General features: G+C 66.8%; 15 protein-coding genes. 4 read left to right on the forward strand and 11 right to left on the reverse strand.

The window, feature by feature from the left end; translation table 11 throughout:
* Positions 1-19: 19 nt before the first annotated feature.
* The 10 genes from AC1C2R_RS16765 to AC1C2R_RS16810 all read right to left on the reverse strand — a co-directional run bounded on the left by AC1C2R_RS16765 (position 20) and on the right by AC1C2R_RS16810 (position 11,513).
* Entirely contained in the window at positions 20-994 is a 975-nt protein-coding gene (locus AC1C2R_RS16765) for an urease accessory protein UreD (RefSeq protein WP_495380686.1), read from the reverse strand.
* Between the two features lie 2 nt (positions 995-996).
* Positions 997-1,632, reverse strand: coding sequence for an urease accessory protein UreG (gene ureG, locus AC1C2R_RS16770; protein WP_495353959.1), 636 nt, complete (start codon positions 1,630-1,632; stop codon positions 997-999).
* Between the two features lie 58 nt (positions 1,633-1,690).
* Positions 1,691-2,386, reverse strand: coding sequence for an urease accessory protein UreF (locus AC1C2R_RS16775; RefSeq protein WP_495353958.1), 696 nt, complete (start codon positions 2,384-2,386; stop codon positions 1,691-1,693).
* Between the two features lie 7 nt (positions 2,387-2,393).
* Positions 2,394-4,118 carry an urease subunit alpha gene (gene ureC, locus AC1C2R_RS16780; protein WP_495380687.1) on the reverse strand — a complete coding sequence of 575 codons (1,725 nt, stop codon included), beginning with the start codon at positions 4,116-4,118 and terminating at the stop codon, positions 2,394-2,396.
* Positions 4,118-4,546 carry an urease subunit beta gene (locus tag AC1C2R_RS16785; RefSeq protein WP_495353956.1) on the reverse strand — a complete coding sequence of 143 codons (429 nt, stop codon included), beginning with the start codon at positions 4,544-4,546 and terminating at the stop codon, positions 4,118-4,120. The genes ureC and AC1C2R_RS16785 overlap by 1 nt, the downstream gene beginning before the upstream one ends.
* Before the next feature lie 19 nt (positions 4,547-4,565).
* Complete coding sequence (locus AC1C2R_RS16790) at positions 4,566-5,495, reverse strand: sirohydrochlorin chelatase family protein (RefSeq protein WP_495380688.1); 930 nt, start codon at positions 5,493-5,495, stop codon at positions 4,566-4,568.
* A gap of 1 nt (position 5,496) precedes the next feature.
* Positions 5,497-5,802, reverse strand: coding sequence for an urease subunit gamma (locus AC1C2R_RS16795; protein WP_495353954.1), 306 nt, complete (start codon positions 5,800-5,802; stop codon positions 5,497-5,499).
* 146 nt (positions 5,803-5,948) lie between these two features.
* Positions 5,949-9,422 carry an FUSC family protein gene (locus tag AC1C2R_RS16800; RefSeq protein ID WP_495380689.1) on the reverse strand — a complete coding sequence of 1,158 codons (3,474 nt, stop codon included), beginning with the start codon at positions 9,420-9,422 and terminating at the stop codon, positions 5,949-5,951.
* A 5-nt stretch (positions 9,423-9,427) separates the two neighbouring features.
* Entirely contained in the window at positions 9,428-10,567 is a 1,140-nt protein-coding gene (locus tag AC1C2R_RS16805; RefSeq protein ID WP_495380690.1) for a S1C family serine protease, read from the reverse strand.
* Positions 10,568-10,802: 235 nt separating this feature from the next.
* Positions 10,803-11,513, reverse strand: coding sequence for a beta-ketoacyl-ACP reductase (locus AC1C2R_RS16810; RefSeq protein ID WP_495380691.1), 711 nt, complete (start codon positions 11,511-11,513; stop codon positions 10,803-10,805).
* Positions 11,514-11,646: 133 nt separating this feature from the next.
* Here AC1C2R_RS16810 and AC1C2R_RS16815 point away from each other — a divergent pair, with 133 nt between their 5' ends.
* From AC1C2R_RS16815 to AC1C2R_RS16825, 3 genes are read left to right on the forward strand one after another with little or no spacing between them, the layout of a single operon-like run.
* A complete protein-coding gene (locus AC1C2R_RS16815) occupies positions 11,647-11,979 on the forward strand; it encodes a DUF3099 domain-containing protein (protein ID WP_495380692.1) in 333 nt (110 codons plus the stop codon).
* Positions 11,976-12,233 (forward strand): hypothetical protein, encoded by a 258-nt coding sequence (locus tag AC1C2R_RS16820; RefSeq protein WP_495380693.1) that lies wholly within the window; start codon positions 11,976-11,978, stop codon positions 12,231-12,233. Before AC1C2R_RS16815 ends, AC1C2R_RS16820 begins: the two co-directional genes overlap by 4 nt.
* The gene (locus AC1C2R_RS16825; protein WP_495380694.1) at positions 12,230-13,063 is read left to right on the forward strand and encodes an SURF1 family cytochrome oxidase biogenesis protein; all 834 of its coding nucleotides are present in this window, start codon (positions 12,230-12,232) and stop codon (positions 13,061-13,063) included. The genes AC1C2R_RS16820 and AC1C2R_RS16825 overlap by 4 nt, the downstream gene beginning before the upstream one ends.
* A 1-nt stretch (position 13,064) precedes the next feature.
* On the opposite strand, the gene AC1C2R_RS16830 is transcribed toward AC1C2R_RS16825, so the two are convergent.
* A complete protein-coding gene (locus tag AC1C2R_RS16830) occupies positions 13,065-14,663 on the reverse strand; it encodes an ABC-F family ATP-binding cassette domain-containing protein (RefSeq protein ID WP_495353947.1) in 1,599 nt (532 codons plus the stop codon).
* A 137-nt stretch (positions 14,664-14,800) separates the two neighbouring features.
* On the opposite strand from AC1C2R_RS16830, the gene AC1C2R_RS16835 reads away from it, so the two are divergent.
* Entirely contained in the window at positions 14,801-15,952 is a 1,152-nt protein-coding gene (locus AC1C2R_RS16835) for a winged helix DNA-binding domain-containing protein (RefSeq protein WP_495380695.1), read from the forward strand.
* The last annotated feature ends 4 nt before the right edge of the window (positions 15,953-15,956 follow it).

Consider the following 15,956-nt stretch of genomic DNA (forward strand, 5'->3'; position numbering starts at 1 on the left):
ATGATGTCTGCTCCTTCTCTCAGGTCTTTCTCGACTTCGGTGCGCGGCGGCCGGTCAGCAGTTCGTGTACTGCAGCGGATGTCGTGCTCCATGCCCGCGCGACGGCGACCGGGTCGTTTCCGACCAGTCGCATCCAGGCGCCCGTATCACCCGGCAGCGCGCTCACGCCGAAGACGAGGTCGTCGTCGGCCATGCCGTCGAGCACCCCTCGCAGGCAATCCGCGATCTCGGCCGGCGGAACGAGCGGTGTGAAGACGTACAACGAGATGAGGATGTCGTGATCGGCGAGCACCGCGGTGCCGCCGACGCCCCTGCTCTCGGGGCAGAGGCGCACCCGGTCGACGGCGACGATACGGCCCCCCGGCCGTCGCACCTCGAAGTCCGACGCGAACACTTCGTAGTCGTGACGTTCGTTGTACGCGAGCCTGCCCGCGTATACCTGCTCCCCGACCACGAGTGTGGCGGTCTCGTCGAGCACGACCGACGTCTGCTGGGTGAACCGCGAACCGGCGAACGGCACGACCGGGTCGGGAAGGTACTCGACGAATGCCGACGCCTCCACCGTGAGGTTCATGATCGCGGAGGCATAGTCGGTTTCCGACTTGTACACGCGCGTCTGTGCTTGCGTGGTGATATGAGCCGACGTCTCCGGCCCGAACTCGAGATCGGTCCGCAGCCGGTCTCCCTGCACGATGCCGCCACCCGTCGACATCAGGTAGGTGTGCGGCATGTCGGGTCGCTCGGGGTCGAAGTAGAGCGGGCGCATGATCTGCAGCGGCGACTTCTGATAATGCGAGACGAGCTCGGTACGCGGCCCCGTGCGCTCGAAGCGCAGTTGCAGCACCCCGACCTTTCCCGGGCTCCCGACCGGGAGCATCTCCGGCGTGCCGGCGTGCCGGAGCACCTCCGCCGGAACCCGGCGGGGCTCGTAGTGCTCGGGCCGGAGCCGGTACCCTCCCGGGAACTCCGGGGCAGGCGTCACGGGGACGGTCACGCTCATCCGACGAGCTCGGATCTGCTGCCGTTCCACTGCGCCATGATCTCGGCGTGGAGCTCCTCCAGCCCTTCGCCGGTCAGTGAGTTCGTCAAGGCGACGGGCCGGCCTTCGCGTACGCGATGGGCATCGCTCTCCATCACCGCGAGGTCGGTGCGCACGTATTGCGCGATGTCGATCTTGTTGATGACGAGGATGTCGGAGTCGGTGATGCCAGGGCCGCGCTTGCGCGGCATCTTCTCTCCCTCCGCGGTGTCGAGCACGAAGATGAAGATATCGGCGAGGGCGGGCGAGAATGTCAGCGTGAGGTTGTCCCCGCCCGACTCGTAGATGAGCGTGTCGATGTCAGGGAAGCGCTCGAGCATCTCGGCCCCGACTGCGAGGTTCATCGTCGGATCGTCCCGCACGGCCGTGTGCGGGCATGCGCCGGTCTCGACTCCGACCACACGCTCGGGGTCGAGGATTCCCGCGAGCTCACGACGCACGTGGTGGGCGTCCTCCTGGGTGTAGATGTCATTCGTGATGACACCCGGCGTGCGCCCGGCTGCGATCAAGATCGGCACCAGCGCTTCCGTCAGCGCGGTCTTGCCCGATCCGACCGGTCCCCCGATGCCGATTCTCAAGACGTTGTCGCTCATGAGCTCCTCATTCCCTCTTCGTTGCTTCGACGTTTGATCACGTGCTCGTTCCGTTCGGTCAACTGGCGAAGAGCCGCGCCTCGGCCCGTTCGTGCTGGGCCGACATGATGTCGGCTACCGGTGCGCACCCGCCGAGCTCGTCGGGGTCTCGTGCAAGCGCGTCGCCGGCGACCTCCTCGATGACGGGTGCGATCGCGCGCAGGATCACCTGGGCCTTCCGGTGGTCGGTGAGCCGGAGCCTGAGTCCGGCGCCGACGAAACTCACCGAGAAGGCGAACAGGTCGGAGACGACCGCTCGCTCGGTCGCAACGCCGCTTTCCGCATACGCGACCGCCGCCGCGACCGGTTGGCATCCCGGGGTCGTTCTGGCCGTCACTCGGCGGCCGTACTCTACGAGCCCGGCCCCACCGATCACCTCGCTCGCGAGATCGGTGAACTGATGCCCGCTCCGCACGGAGGCCGTGCGCATTTCCGCGTTCAGTTTCGAGGCGAACAACAACTGGTCGATCTCCTCGACGCGGTTCCAGTCCGACACGGATGCCGCGCGGTGGGCCCCGGCGAGTGCAGTCGCATCGCCGGGGCCCACGGAGTGCACGAGCAGTTCGGTCAACAGTTCCTGCACATCGCCCGGGCCGACCAGATGCGCCTGACGGTACCCTTCGAGCCCGTGCGACATCGTGTAGAAGCCGCTGGGGAACGCGGAGTCGGAGAACTGCAGACTCGTCAGCAGCTGCTGCACTTCCGAGACCCCCATTCCGACCTCACGCAAGGAAGAACAGCTGCGTGAGTGGAAGGGACTTCGCCGGCTCGATCGTCGCCGGCTTGCCGTCGTACGTAACCTTGTAGGTCTCGGGGTTGACCTCGACGACCGGCGTGACACCGTTTCGCACCATGTGTTCCTTTCCGAGCTCACGGGTGCGTTTGACCGGCAGGATCATGCTTTCCAGGCCGAGCTTCTCCGGCACCCCGTTGGCGATGGCCGCCTTCGACATGAAAGTGATGCGCGTGCTCGTCTGCGCCTTGCCGTACGATCCGAACATCGGCCGGTAGAAGACCGGCTGCGGCGTCGGCAGCGAGGCGTTCGGCTCGCCCATCAGCGCCCAGTTGATGAGACCGCCCTTCACGATCAGCTTGGGCTTGACGGCGAACGAGTCGACCGGCCACAACACGATGTCGGCGATCTTGCCGTCTTCGAGCGAACCGATGTAGTCGGAGATTCCCTGCGTGATTGCCGGATTGATGGTGATCTTGGCGAGGTAGCGCAGGACGCGGAAGTTGTCGTTGTCCTTCGAGTCCTCAGGGAGCTTTCCGCGCTGGTCCTTGTTGTGGTGCGCGACCTGGAAGGTTCGCATGAACGACTCTCCCACCCGGCCCATCGCTTGCGAGTCGGAGGAGACGATCGAGATCACACCTTCGTCGTGGAGCACGGTCTCAGCAGCGATCGTCTCGGCCCTGACTCGAGAGTCGGCGAACGAGACATCCTCGGGGATATCGTGCGAGAGGTGGTGGCACACCATGACCATGTCGAGCAGTTCGTCGACCGAGTTGACCGTGTACGGCAGCGTCGGGTTCGTCGACGACGGCAGTACGTTCGGGTATCCCGTGATCTTCAGGATGTCGGGGGCGTGCCCACCACCCGCACCCTCCGAGTGGAAGGTGTGGATCGTTCGACCGTTGATGGCATCGAGCGTGTTCTCGACGAAGCCCGATTCGTTCAGGCTGTCGGTGTGCACCGAGACCTGCACGTCGTAGCGGTCGGCGACGTCGAGCGCGTTGCTGAGTGCCGCTGGGGTTGCTCCATAGTCCTCGTGGACCTTGAGCCCGGCGGCGCCGCCCTCGATCTGCTCGATCAGCGCGTCGGGAAGGGAGCCGTTGCCTTTGCCGAGGAATCCGGTGTTGACGCCCAGGCCATCCGCCGCCTCGAGCATCCGATGGAGGTTCCAGACACCCGGGGTCGTGGTGACACCGTTGGTGCCATCGGTCGGACCGGTGCCGCCACCGAACAGTGTGGTGATCCCGTTCGACAGAGCTGCCTCCGCCTGCTGCGGTGACACGTAGTGCACGTGGGCGTCGATGCCTCCCGCAGTGGCGATCAGGTGCTCGCCGGCGAGGAGTTCGGTGCCGGGCCCGACGATCAGCCGTGGGTCGACGCCTCCCTGCAGGTGCGGGTTGCCCGACTTGCCGATACCGACGATCTTGCCGTCGCGGATTCCGATGTCGCCTTTGACCACCCCGAGGATGGGGTCGAGGATGACCGCGTTGGTGATCACGAGATCGAGCACCCCTTGAGCTCCGGTGGCCTGAGGATCCGCGCCCATTCCGTCGCGGGCGGTCTTTCCTCCGCCGTAGACGATCTCGTCCCCATAGTGGCCCTCGTTGTAGTCCTTTTCGATCTCGATGACGAGATTGGTGTCGGCCAGCTGCACCCGGTCGCCAACGGTGGGTCCGTAGAGATCCGTGTACTGCTTGCGAGAGATGATCGCCATTACTTCTTCCCCTTTGCGGCTGCACTGCGGTTCGCAGTACTGGTGCGAGCTTTCGGCTTTCCGTTCTGGTAATGCAGCTCGTTCATCAGTGCGACTGCCTTGATCCTCGTTGCCGCGGAGTCGAGACCGCCGTTGACGAGTCCGTTGAACCCCACGATGTGACGTGAACCGGCGAACGCGGTGAGTGTCACTTCCTTGGTATCGCCCGGCTCGATCCGAACGCCGGTGCCCGCTGGAATGTCCAGGTGCATTCCGTACGCCCGCTCGCGTTCGAAGAGCAGTGCCTTGTTCACCTCGAAGAAGTGGAAGTGGGATCCGACCTGCACTGCGCGATCGCCCGTGTTGCTGACGTTCAGCGTGACGCTGTCTCGGCCTGCGTTGATTTCGATCACTTCTTCGCGGTGTTGGTACTTCGGGCTTCCTAGCATGATGCGTCCTTCTTCCCGGTCAGTGTTCGTGGACGAGAGTGCCGTGTGAATGTTCGTGCCCGCCGTTCACGGGGTGATCGTCATTCCCGGCATCGTGATGTGAATGGCCACCGTGCGAGTGCGGTGCGCCACCGTGAGAATGGAGGGCACCGCCGTGGGTGTGCGGGCGCCCTTGGGCTTCCTCGAATGCGTGCGAGTGCGCGTATCCGTGCCCGTGATCGGCTTGCAGGCCGACGTCGATGCCGTTCTGCCCCTGATCGAGTCGACGGAGCGCGTGATCGCGTCGGTCGCGAACCACCTGAAGCACGGCCTGTTCGGTCATCAGCGGTCCATGGAAACGAACTCCACTGAGTTCGCCCTCGCCGTACGCAGCGTCGCTCTCGCGTTGGAAGTCGGCAGGCACGACGACGATGTCATCGAACCCGAGACGGCGAAGCCGGCGCACCGATTCCACCAGGTCGCCCTCGTCGCGCACGATGCCGACCTCCACCTCGTTGCCTGCTCCGTGGGTTCGCACGAGGTGGGCGATTCGAAAGAGTTCGGCGTCGTCGAACGGATTGGATGCCGCGGCGACGATGAGGATCGCCGCGCCCGGCGCTGCTCCGCGAACGCGGGCCGTCGCCGTCCTGAGCCACGCGGTCAGGTGGTCGGGCGTGCCGAAATCGTCGGCGAGCGCTATCCTGCCGCTCGATCCGCTCGACAGCCAGTTCAACGTCTTCGCGGTGTCCGCCACGAGCACGGGATTTCGGCCGAACGTCATGGGGAGCACGACGAGCTCGTCGTCCGACTCCGCGATGGCTCGCGAAATCACGCGATGCAATGGTCGCCCGGCGGCCGTGATCACAGCACGCGGAACAGCCTCCGCGATGAAGGCGATGTCCGCACCGTCTGCACTCTCGTGTCCGCCGACCAGAACCAACGTCGCAGGCGAGTCGGTCGGTCGGAGCATGTCAGGCGCCGACCGGGTCGTGACAGGAGACCAGTTTGCTTCCGTCGACGAATGTCGCCTCGACTTGCAGCAGTGCAAGACGTTCACGGACACCGGACATGCAGTCGTTCTCGGTGACGATGGTCTTGCCGAGTTCCATGCATTCGGCCACCGACCTGCCATCGCGAGCGCCCTCGAGGATCGCTTCGGTGATGAGCGCCTGCGCTTCGCTCAGATTGAGCTTGGTGCCCCGATCACGCCGCTTCTTCGCCAGGTCCGCGACCTGGTACACGTACAGTTTGTCGATTTCGCGCGGAGTGAGATTCATGGTGCCCCCCAGTGTTCTCTGCCGGTTTCGGCGTTCTCTGCCGGTTTCGGCCTGGCCCCCCAGGCCGGTTCACACAAGCGTGACCATACGCCGTCGCGCATGACGCCGCCACCCCCTTGCGTGGACCTCATCGCGATGGGTATGCGTCAGCGCGTCCCTCGGTGCATGAACCCGGTCCGTCGTGGTGGCTCGGTCTGGTTGTCGCCGACGAGCAGCGAGATGGTTTCGTTGATGCGCTCGAGCGAATGAATCGCCTGCTCGGTCGACTCGTCCAGTTCCCCATCGTCGAAGTCGGCGAATCCGAGGTTCAACTCGACACCCCGGGGAGCACGCTCCTCGAGCAAGGTCACCAGTGCGGCGAAGTTGTCGTCGGTCGTGGCCTCGCATTGCTCCCACTGCTCGGCGGGCACCGGCGCTTTTCCGCTCCCCTTGCGCAGCGTGGCCGTCACGAGATGGCGCGTGTAGTAGAGCAACGCCCAGTAGCCGGTCAGTCGCGCCTCGATGCCCCGAGGATCGAGAGACCCTGAACTGTGTCGGAGCGGTGCGGCGGTCTTTTGGACACCACTGAGCTGTTCGTTCATCGCTATCACCGCTCGTTGCAGCTTCTCGGCGGTGATGCCTCGAGCTTCAGCTCCCCCACGCAGGCGATGCATGGAGAGGTCCGTGACCTCCTGCACGGACTGCACGAGACGGATCGAGTCCTGGTCGAGCCGGGTCCTCGTATGCGTCGGAAGCACGAGCGCCGCGACGAGGAGCGCGATCACGGCGCCGATCACGGTCTCGACCACTCTGATCTCGATCGTCTCCGTGTCGAGCCTGCCGAGGAATTCGTAGAGTTGCGCGAACATCATCGTCTGCCAGAAGCTCGTCAGCGGCGACGAGGCGGCCCTGAAGTAGACCATGGCGAACACGCACAGCGCGAGCGCCGGCAGCACGACGAACGGGTTGCCATCGGTGCTGATCGCGATCCCGAATCCGACGGCTGCACCGAGGATGGTCCCGAGAATCCGGCGAGCTCCCTTCGCGTACGTCTCGCCGTCGGTGCCGCCGAGTGTCTGATATGCCGGCATCGCAGCCCAGTACTGGTAGCTCGTCGAGATGGTCGATCCGACGAGCAGGGCGAGACCGGTCGAGAGCCCGGCCTGGATCGCACGGCGGAACTCGCCGCCACTTCCGCCCCCGCCGCTCGTGGCCGTGGCGGTGAGCGCCGCCTCACCGGCCGAGTCCGATACTCCGGTATCGTCGCCCGACCCCGAGTCTTCCGCGTTCCGCGACTCCGGGTCGGCTTCCGCCGTGGGGAGCTCGGGTTCCGGCCCGGTGAGCACGAGATCCGCGCTCTGCGGGGTGTGCACGGCGTCGGCTGCGCGTTGCAATTCGGCGATCGCGCCGACGAGCCGTCGTGCCTCCTCCGGCCATCGTGTCGGTGCATCCTGCAGCACGGTGGTCCCATTCGCGGTCGAACCGTCGTCCGACGTCTTCACGGAGTCGGTCGCGGTGTCGGTCGCCCAGCCCGGTGTCGCCGGATACGCGCGAACGTGAGCTTGAAATGCCTCCAGGTCCTCGGCCAGTCGCGCACGGACCTCGATTGGGATGCGCGAGCCGGTCGCGGATTTCGCCGCCTCCGACACGTTGACGACCGCGAGCTCCGCGTCGAACACCCGCATCCTCAGCGCATCGGCTTGCTCTTGCGACAGACCGACGGTCCCGTCCACGCCGCTGAGCCTGCCGGTGAGGAATGCCGCCGTCCGGTGCGTCTGCGTCAACTCCGAGCGGACGCGCCGGATCAGATCCGGCTCCCAGCGAGCGGAGGACACCGTGTCGATGAGCGGTTCGACCATCCCCACCAACCGAAGCTCGAATGCTCTGACCCCGGCGAGCAGCGCCTTCCGCTGGCCCGTGCGGCTCGCGAGCAGGCTGATGATCGTCGCGACGACGACGCCCATGACCCCGGCGGCGGCGAAGAGCACGGACTCCGCCGGTTGCAGGCGCATGAGCAGTGTGAAGTAGTACACGATGAACAGCAGCTGCCCGAGGCCACTCACTGCTGGACCGAAGCGCGAGGCACCGACGCCGATGAGCGCCAGGACCACCATCACCGCCACTGCTCCCACTGAACCGTGTGGAACGACAGCGCTGAGCACGACCGCGATCAGCACGGGCACGATGGCCAAGAGCGCGCGCAACCGTGCGACGCCATGAGACGATCCGCCGGAGTTGCCGGCGTACATCCCAATGAAGCCGCCGAAGATCGCCGCCGGCATCACGGTCAGCCCCAGAGCAGTGAATACGGCCACGATCACGCCGATGGTCACGATCGCGGCGGCCAACGCACGGATGGCTTGGAAGAGCCGGATGTTGCCGGGATCGATGAGTGTCAGTCGACGTGAGAAGAACGCGCGGAACGCGCTCTGCCCCGGTCGCGCGCGCGCGACCGGGGCCGGCACGAGCACCGATGCGGGCTCAGCATCGTCCGTCTCCGAATAGATGGGCTGATAGTCGAGGTCGTGGGTGACCGCCGCGCTGAACTGCTGCGAACGATACGCGAACGGAAGCCACTCGACGTAGCGGTCGTAGGCCTCACCGAGGTCGGTCAGCGCGGGTTCGTGCACGAGATCGGCCATGTCGAGATTCATCTGGATGAATCGCTCCACCCAGGGTTCGATCTCCGCTTGGTGCTGTCGGCGGTTACCGCCGTTGCGTCGCTTCGCATCCGTCTCGACCATGCGCCGGAACTCGTCGCGCTCGACGGTCTCCGGCACGTCGGGGCTTTCCCACTTCAACAGGGGTTGCAGGTATCGACGAAAGCTGTCGAACTGCTGCGACAGCGGCAGCAGCGTCGGTTCCTGTGTGACGGGGTGGCCACTCGGCAACCCCCATCGCAGTGCTCCGATGACGCCCGCGAGCATGCGGATCGAGTACGGCAGCGAGAAGGTGTCGCGGCCGCTCTGGAAGTAGTAGGCGGCATGGTGCAACCGCACACCATCGGTGTAGGAACCGAACGAGTCCGCGACGCTCTGCAGGTGCGAATCGAGACCGCGTGACTGGCCCTCCGGAAAATAGGGGACGAGGCTCGCGATCGGTTCTCCGACCCCCCTCCCGCCGCTGAAGAACTGCGACGAGAGCGCGCGGAGGTCGCTGATCACCGAGTAGATGCCCAGCAGGAAGGTGAGGATCATCGACACCAGCACGACGCCTGTGAGCGTCTCGAGGACCGAGAGCGCTCTGAGCACATCGGTGTTCGGCGACAATTGGGATGTGCCGACGGTCGCGAGTTGCGCGGCGCTGAAGTAGAGCGCACCGAACAGGTCGCCGTTGACTCCGTCGTACTGGAACTGCTGGCCGCTCATCTGACCCAGGTAGATCAGACCGTAGCCGATGATCACACCGGCGAGCCACGTGAGCACGGTGGTCGTGATCTGCAGCCCGGTGACCTGTCGGAGCACGACCGGCCGCCATCGGCGCGACAACCGCCGAGTACCGCGCCGGATCAGCGCCCACTGCCAGCCCGCGAGCCGCCCCGCGAGGAAGCCGGCCTCATCGTAGTTGAGCGCGGTGAGGAAGACGTCGAGGAGCGTCAAGCCCAAGACGAGGATGCCCGCAACGACCCAGATGGCATCCACGGTGGTCAGCTCTGCGGCGCTTCTTGGAGCGTCACGGTCGTGGTCGACGTCGTCCCGTCGCGAAGGTAGCCGATCTCGACTTCGTCGCCCACTTGAGCTTCGAGGGTGATCGCGGTCAATGTGTCGGGACTGGTCGCCGGTTCGCCGTCGACGGTGAGGATGATGTCACCGGTCTGGATTCCCGCCTCGGCGGCGGGGCCACCTTCGATGACCGAGGCGACGTAGAGGCCGGCATCCACACCGAAGTCCGCGGCGGCGTTCGCCGGAATCGCGACGACCGAGACTCCGAAGTACGGATAGCTAGCTCTCCCGGTCTCGATGAGTTGCTCGACGATCGACATGGCTCGGTCGACGGGCACCGCGAAGCCGATACCCACACTGCCCCCGCCGGATTCTCCCGAAGAGGTCGGCACCGTGGCGATCGCGGTGTTGATGCCGATGAGCCGGCCATCGCAATCGACGAGCGGTCCTCCGGAGTTGCCCGGGTTGATCGCGGCATCCGTCTGGATCGCTCCGGTGAGGATCGTCGTCTGGTCGCCGTCGCTCGGCACCGTCACCTCACGTCCCAGGGCGCTGACGATACCGGCGGTCACCGACCCCGAAAGCCCGAGCGGAGCTCCGAGTGCCACGACCGGCTGCCCGACCACGACGTCGGCCGAACTCCCGACTTCGATCGTCGGCAACGCGGAAGGGTGGTCGACCTTGAGCACGGCGATGTCGGCGCGGGGGTCGCGACCGACGAGTGTCGCCGGAGCGGATTCGCCGCTGCTGTACAACACGGCGATCTCGCCGCCGTTCGCGGCGACCGCGATCACGTGGTTGTTGGTGACGATGTACCCGTCGTCGCTGATGATCTCGCCGGATCCCACACCGCCCTCGGAACCGTTGCTCGCCGAGATGGTCACTACGGCGGGGAGCACGTCGTCGGAGACCTGCGACGCATCGCAGACGCCGCCATCGGCGACGGCTGCGGATGCCGAGGATTCAGGCGCTCCGGAAGGTGCGGGCGCTGCGGCAAGATTCTGCCCGAGCATGCCGCCCAGGAACCCCGCGATCAGGCCGAGGACGACCGAGAGCCCGACGACGATCCAGATCCATCCGCGGCCCGGCTGCGGCCGACCGACTTGTGCCTCTGATTCCGACATGGCTCCCCCTCGTCCATGCTCGCGCTACAGACCCAGAAGGGGACTCATTGCATGATTCATCGTTCCCCCGAACTGAACCTGCATCGAAGTCGAACTTCGACCCGAGTGGCCCCAGTCTGACCCGCGACACGGCGATAGGTCAATGACACTCGCCGCGTCTGCCGAGTGGGGCGGCCGCAGAATGCACGGCCCGGGCGGCATTCGCCGACGTGCGACACCGGTGTCGGGTGGGAACCTAATGCCCCATGCCGAGACCACCGTCGACGGGGATGACGGCGCCCGAGATGTACCCGGCGTCGTCGCTTGCGACCCAGGCGACGACCTTCGCAATCTCGTCGGGCAAGGCGAAACGGGCGAGCGGGATGCGCTTCTTGTACTCCGCCTGCTGCGTCTCGGGCAGCTCGTCGGTCATGTCGGTCTCGATGAAGCCGGGCGCGACGACGTTCGCCGTGATGCCCCGTGCCCCGAGTTCACGGGTGAGCGAGCGGGCCATGCCCACGAGCCCCGCCTTCGACGCCGAGTAGTTGACCTGGCCGGCGGAGCCGGAGAGCCCGACAACGCTCGAGATGAGCACGATGCGGCCGAAGCGCGCCTTCAGCATGCCCTTCGAAGCACGCTTGACGACGCGGAACGCTCCAGTGAGGTTGGTGTCGACGACGCTCGTGAAGTCTTCTTCGCTCATGCGCAGCACCAGCGTGTCGCGCGTGATTCCCGCGTTCGCGACGACGACCTGGACGGGGCCGAGCTCGGCCTCAACTTCGGTGAAGGCACGGTCGACGGATGCCGCGTCGGTGACGTCGGCCCGCACGGTGAGCGAGCCCTCGGGGCCCTCGCCCGAGCGCGCCGTGACGGCCACGCGGTGCCCCTGCGCGATGAACTCGCGGGCGATGGCGAAGCCGATCCCGCGGTTGCCCCCGGTCACGAGAACAGTGCGGCTCGTCGTCATGCGTGAATCTCCTTCTGGGTATCGGGCCGATCGACCCGTTCCAGCTTAGGGGCTCGTGGAATCGGGGCATCCGCCGCCCTCAGACGGACGTAGGCTTGAATACAGAGGAGCGCCGCAGACCCCGGCCACCACCATGAAGCAGCCGTCGATCACCTCGCTGCCGCTGTCGCCCGAGGCGGAGCGCCGGTCGCGCATGATCAAGTATTCGATCGCGATGTCGATTCGCATGCTGTGCATCGTCGCCATGCTCTTCGTCGATGGCTGGTGGCTCGCCGTGTGCGCCGCGGGGGCGATCTTCCTGCCGTACTTCGCCGTGGTCCTCGCCAACGTCGGCACGTCGCCCGCGCAATCCGAGGTGCTCCGCCCCGGCACCATTGTGCCGCTCACTCCCCCGCCGCCCGCCCCGACCGATTCGCCGGCCGAGGCCGCGAACGACGCCCACGACGACGAGCGTGGTGCCGCATGATCGGTGGCCTGGGCGCGTCGCCCGACCAAGGGGTCTGCTCGCGCGCGGAATGCCCGGAGCCCGCGACCTGGCGCGTCGACTGGCGCAATCCGCGCATCCACACCGGCGACCGCGGCAAGACCTGGCTCGCCTGCGACGAACACGTCGAGTACCTCCGCGGCTTCCTCGAGGCGCGGTCGTTCCCCGTCTCGGTCGCCGCCTTCGACGCGTCGAGCGACGAGCGACCGGATACCGCGAAAGAGGACCGTCGATGAACGAGTGGCGTTTCCTCCTCCACCGCCGTTGGGCGGGCTACCTCCTGCTCACGATCATCTTCGCGATCGTCTGCTCGGCGCTCGGCACATGGCAACTGAATCGGCGCGCCGAGGCGCTCGCCGAGGTCGCCCGCATCGACGCGAACTACGACGCCGAACCGTTGCCGGTGGCCGAGGCGCTCCCCGATCCGGGGGCGTTCGAGATCGACCAGCGCTGGCAGGTCGTCTCGCTGTCGGGTGAGTATCTCCCCGATGAAGAAGTCGTGGTGCGCAACCGCCCGTTCCAGGGCAGCTCGGGGTTCCAGGTGATCACACCCTTCCGGCTCGACGACGGCACCGTGTTCATGGTCGATCGGGGCTGGATCGCCCAGAACTCCGAGGGGCGGCCGAGCGAGGTGCCGGCGCCACCGGCCGGAGAGGTCGACGTCGAGGCTCGGCTCAAGGCCAGTGAGGGTCGCATCTCCGGGCGTACTTCGACCGGCAACGAGTTCGCGACCATCGACCTCGCCGAGCTCGCCGAACGCGTCGGCGAGCCGGCCTTCACGGCGGCCTACGGCGTGCTCGTGCAGTCGGGGGCCGACGCCGACGAGCCCCCGCTCGCTGCGGCCCGGCCCGAGCGCGACGAGGGGCCGCACCTCTCGTATGCCCTGCAGTGGTTCGTCTTCGCGCTGCTGGCGTTCATCGGGCTCGGCTGGGCGGCGAACCAGGAGCGAAAGGGCATCGCCGAGGCATCCGGTTCATTGGATGCCACGCGACCGCGCCGCGAGCCGAAGCAACCGAAACGAGACGCCGATGCCGACCTGGAAGACGGCGTGCTCGATCGTCGGTAGCTCAGGCCAGCTCGATGAGCTCTTGGTACTCGCGGCTCCAGTGGTCTTCGGTGCCGTCGGGCATGATGAGCACCCGCTCGGGGTTCAGCGCCTCGACCGCGCCCGGGTCGTGCGAGACGAGCACGACAGAGCCCTCGTAGTGCGCGAGTGCGTCGAGGATCTCGGCGCGGCTCGCCGGGTCGAGGTTGTTCGTCGGCTCGTCGAGCAGCAGCACGTTCGCACCGGAGACGACGATCATCGCGAGCGCGAGCCGGGTCTTCTCACCGCCCGAGAGCACTCCGGCGGGTTTGTGCACGTCGTCGCCTGTGAAGAGGAACGAGCCGAGCACCTTTCGCGCCTCGGTCTCGGTGAGGTTCGGTGAGGCGCTGACCATGTTCTGCAGCACCGAACGCTTCACGTCGATGGTCTCGTGCTCTTGCGCGTAATAGCCGACGCGCAGCCCGTGGCCGGCTTCGACGACACCGGTGTCGGGCTCGTCGACGCCCGCGAGGATGCGGAGCAGGGTCGTCTTGCCTGCGCCGTTCAGGCCGATGATGACGACCTTCGACCCGCGGTCGATCGCGAGGTCGACGGCGGTGAAGATCTCGAGCGAGCCGTAGCTCTTCGAGAGGTCTGATGCGGTGATGGGCGTGCGACCGCAGGGCGCCGGAGTCGGGAAACGCAGCTTGGCCACGCGGTCGACGGCGCGCACCTCGTCGAGGCCGGCGAGGAGCTTCTCGGCACGGGCGACCATCTGGTGCGCCGCCGCCGCCTTCGACGCCTTCGCACCGAACTTGGCGGCCTGCAGTTGCAGAACGCCGGCCTTCTTCTCGGCGTTCATCCGCTCCTTCTTGCGACGTTCCTCGTCGGCGGCGCGCTGACGCTGGTAGTGCTTCCAGCCCATGTTGTAGATGTCGATCGCCGAGCGGTTGGCGTCGAGGTAGAAGACGCGGTTGACGATCTCGCCGATGAGCACGACGTCGTGCGAGATGACGATGACGCCGCCGCGGTAGCCCCTCAGGAACTCGCGAAGCCAGACCACGGAGTCGGCGTCGAGGTGGTTCGTCGGTTCGTCGAGGATCATCGTCTCGGCGTCGGAGAAGAGGATGCGGGCGAGCTCGATGCGGCGTCGTTGGCCACCCGAGAGCGTCTTCAGCGGCTGGTCGAGGATGCGGTCGGGCAGGTTCAGGTTCGATGCGATCGACGCGGCTTCGGCTTCAGCGGCGTACCCTCCGAGCGCATTGAAACGGTCGGTGAGGTTGCCGTACTTCTTCATGGCACGTTCGGCGACCGCCGGGTCGGAGTCGCCCATGCTCAGGGAGGCCTCGTGCATGCCGAGCGCGATCTGCCCGAGCCCACGCGCATCGAGGATGCGGGTGCGGGCGAGCATCTCGGGGTCTCCGGAGCGCGGATCCTGCGGCAGGTAGCCGATCTCCCCGCCGCGGTCGATGCGGCCCGCGGTAGGCACCGTCTCGCCGGCGAGGGTCTTCGTGAGGGTGGTCTTGCCGGCGCCGTTCCGGCCGACGAGGCCGATCTTGTCACCGTCGGAGACGCGGAAGTCGACGTGCTCCATCAGCACGCGCGCACCGATGCGGATCTCGAGATCATGGACGGCGAGCACGGGATTCCTCCGAAGGAACAGGGGTGGGTTGGCGTGCCGAGCGGCACAGCCTCCCAGTCTATCCCGCTCGGGTGTCCGGACAGCAGCCATACAGGGTCTGCGACCGGATGTCTCAGGCATCCGCCAGACTCGGAACCATGCCGAATCTCGCCAGCGACGCCCGCGTTCGCGCTGCCCGACTCGAATCCCACGGCCTCGCCCGGGGGCTGCCCTCGGTCGCTGAGGCGGTGCGGCGACTCGGCGCCGTGCAGGCGCAGGATTTCGCCGCCTCGAAGTGGGTTCTCGGTGCGCGCGTGAAGGGCGCGGTCGCCGCCGACATCGACGCGGCGATCGAGTCGCGCGAGGTGCTCCGCTCCTGGCCGATGCGCGGCACCCTCCACCTCGTGCCGGCCGAATCGCTGCGCGACATCCTCGCAATCACCGGGCCGCGAATTCTCCAGCGCGCCACCGCGAGGCACCGCGAGCTCGGCCTCGACGCCGAGGCGTATGCAACCGCGCGGCGAGTGGCCGAGCGGTTGCTCGAGGGCGGTCGGTCGCTCTCACGCGACGAACTGCAGGCCGCGTGGCAGGCCGCCGGCATCGAGACGACGCGCCAGCGCGGCTACCACCTGATCTGGTGGCTCGCTCAAGATGCAGTGCTGTGCTGCGGCCCCATCGAGGGGCGTGGGCAGCGGTTCGTGCTCCTCGACGAATGGTCGCCCCGTGCGGCGCCGGCGTTGGGTCGCGACGAGACCCTCGAACGGCTCTTCGTCTCGTACATCGCCGGCCATGGCCCGGCCACGGTGCGCGATTTCGCGTGGTGGGCCGGGCTCACCCTCACCGATGCCCGTGCAGCTCGCGCCGACGCGGGCGAAGCGGTCGTCGCCTTCGACGACGAGCGATTCGTCGTTGCCGAATCCGGCTCGCACGAGGCAGCGGTACCGGTACCGGCGGCGACCGGCGATGCCGCTCGAGCCGTCGCACCGCTCGCAACGTCTCGCGCGGGCGGTCGATTCGTGCTCGCCGCGTTCGACGAGTACTTCATCGGTTACACCGACCGCGATCCGGTGTGCGACCCGGCACACGCGGGTCGCGTCGTGCCCGGTTCGAACGGAGTGTTCCAGCCGACGCTCGTGCAGAACGGCCGGGTGGTCGGCCTCTGGCGCCCGGTCAAACGGGCGCGCACGACATCCGTCACGCTCGATGGCTTCGATGGCGAACTCGACACTGCGCGGTTCACGCCGCGACTTCGCGAGTGGGCCCGCTTCTGGGGGCAGAACCTCGGCGAGGTCACCGCGCTCACGAGCTGAAACA

The sequence above is a fragment of the Agromyces sp. Y182 genome (genome assembly GCF_059445385.1).